The organism is Planktotalea sp., from assembly GCF_049680325.1.
Taxonomy (GTDB): Bacteria; Pseudomonadota; Alphaproteobacteria; order Rhodobacterales; family Rhodobacteraceae; genus Planktotalea.
This window is the reverse complement of the sequence record NZ_JBAUHO010000102.1, coordinates 1-2,458: the sequence shown is the minus strand read 5'-3', so window position 1 is coordinate 2,458 and position 2,458 is coordinate 1. Positions and strand designations below refer to the sequence as shown.

General features: G+C 54.3%; 2 protein-coding genes. Both read left to right on the top strand.

Going from position 1 to position 2,458, the window contains the following annotated elements; translation table 11 throughout:
- A partial coding sequence (locus WBC85_RS04135) for a relaxase/mobilization nuclease domain-containing protein (protein WP_424433410.1) occupies positions 1 to 2,007 on the top strand: 2,007 nt, incomplete at its 5' end.
- Positions 2,000 to 2,428, top strand: a complete 429-nt coding sequence (locus WBC85_RS04130) for a hypothetical protein (protein WP_424433409.1) — start codon at positions 2,000 to 2,002, stop codon at positions 2,426 to 2,428. The genes WBC85_RS04135 and WBC85_RS04130, both read left to right, overlap by 8 nt.
- Positions 2,429 to 2,458: the final 30 nt, after the last annotated feature.

Sequence of the window (2,458 nt, the reverse complement as noted above, 5' to 3'; positions counted from 1 at the left end):
CATATGCTCATGTCGTTTCCCGTTGGGACAAAGGGAGCAGACGTGCGTGACATAGCATCCGCTGTGGCCGAGCGGTCTTTTGCAAACGATGAACGGAATTTTGACTATTTGATAGCGGTTCACGAGGACAGGGCGCACCCTCATGCCCATATGGTGCTGAACCGGCGTTCCCAAGAAGGTGAATATTTCTATCTCGGTCGAGATCACCACTTCAACTATGACGACTTCCGAACCGCGATGGTCGAAGAAGCAGAAAAATTTGGGTTTCGTCTTGAGGCAACCCGGCGCATCGATCGCGGCGTTCTGACCTACGCACCCAAAGCGGAAGAGATTTACGCGGCCAAGGAAGAAGGTCGCGAACCCAAAGCCCGTGAAAGGGTCGGACGTGACCTGGACCGCGCGTTGGCGGAAATCGCAACCACGTCCAGGATTTACCGCTCGTTGGCCGCAGAGGCGTCGGCTGAGAACCGGGAAGACATATCAAACGCCTTGATCCTTGCCAGTGAAATGCTGGGGCAGGGCGGGCAACTTGAACAGAATGGAGAAGTTTACATGGAGACCCAAGAATCCTTTGACGATCTGAGAAGTCGTTTTGCAGAGCGTGCAGAGAGGGTTGAACAGTTTGTCCGTGATGCACCGGATGCAATGAAGGCCAAGTATGAAAAGCAACTGGACGCGATCTATCGCAACGTCGCTCACATGCAGCCTGTTGGCGTCCGTTCTGCGACACTAAACGATGCGGCGTCAGATACGGGCGTCTATTCCGAGGCGAATATCAACAAAAACGCTGTTGCCTCCATGCGGGAGCCGGATACGCGAGCGCAAATCGAAACGGCTTTGCGTGGCACGGGCATTTCATCTTCGGCGGTAATCGCGCGGGTAGAGCAGGGGGCCGGCAATGCGTGGCTTGAGCAGCGGTGGATGGCCGACGACCTGTCAAAGATTGCAAAGAACGAAGGATTGAACCTTGAACGGAAAGAGGACTTGGCAATCGCGGCTGAAAAGCTGGATCAAGTACATGTCCAGTTGGGCCAGACTTTGGAACGGGTCGAGGTTCTGCGCGATGATGGCGTCATTGAAGTGGACGCCCTTGCAGATTTGGACGTGAACAGCCCCGAATACCAAGAGTTTCTTAGGGAAGAAGCAGAGCGGCAAGATAGCGTGGAACATGCTGCCGAAGACAACAGGCTTGTGGCAGGTATTGAGAGAGCCGAGCGCGAGGGCATCACGATACAGGACCGCGAAGACGCGATTTCCGAGAGTGTTACAGCGGAAGTTGCCCGTTTACGTGGTCAAGGCTATTCAAATGCGCATATCGCTGAGCGTAGCTTTGACATTGAGGATGCAGTTACACGGCGCATCGACGACAACCCTGAACTTGTGGGTGTTTCGCCGGACGATCGCCGCGCTTTTGAAGCCATGGAAGACCGGTTTGCCAAAACTGACTTCAATTATGGCTATTCCGACGACAGCGACGCCAGAGAGTACGGGCGTGAACAAGTCAAAGTTGCCAACGGTGATTTCAAGGCGTTTGCGGCGAAGTCTGCGACCCACGCGGCACTTGCGTCGAGGGCATGGGATAGAGCCACAGATATTATTCGACCCCCAGAAGGATATGTGCGCGAGAGCGACCGCATAGTTGTCGAACAGCGCGTTGTGGCATCACCGGAGATTGCCCGCGTGATCGAGCATGAGCGCAACGACAAGATCAATTCACCATTCACCGACGACCGCAGCCGTGAAATATATCGTGGAGAGATCGAACGGGACCTGAACGACGAACGATTAGAGGCATTGCGCAACGGTGACAGCGAAGCGCTTTCGGAGCTCATAGATAATAGGCTGGACCGCCTCTACGCCGCCAAAGCCTATCTGCAATCAGATGAGGCGACCTCGAGTAGTGAAGCGACCCGCGAAGTCGTCTCGGAGATTGCCGAGGAAGAATATGATGCGCAGCGGTTGAAGCATGTCCACGCGAATTCCGAGAAAGGACAGACTCATGGATAAGGGCAAAATCGCGGTCGGGATCTTTCTTCTGACCATTTTGTCACTGATTTTCGGGTATGTCGTGGCGACCGCGTTCCTGACGTTCCGTGACTATGGCATACGGGCCGATCTGGACTTTTGGTTGTTGGCCCAAAACTACCTTGGGATGCGAACATATCGGCCAGAGGACTTTCGCCTGGTCAATTTGATCGTCGGCGGGTTCGGGCTTGCTGGTCTTCTTCTCAGCGCCGTGCTGTCAGGGAACGCGCTGACTAAGTTTGGCAGAACCCAATGGCAAAAGCCTGCACACATGCGAAAGAACGGCTTTTTCAATACACCCGGCAGCGGGTTTATCCTGGGCAAGTTGGGCAAGCCAAAGAGCAACAAGGCGATGATTAGCTCGAAAATCTATCCACATGCGTTGATCGTAGGACGGTGTTGATGAAGGGCAGTTCAAACGCCTGAAATCGCA

What these genes read in the sequence shown, in the direction of transcription:
- WBC85_RS04130 (WP_424433409.1), top strand. Translation starts at nt 2,000, where the DNA reads ATGGATAAGGGCAAAATCGCGGTCGGGATCTTTCTTCTGACCATTTTG.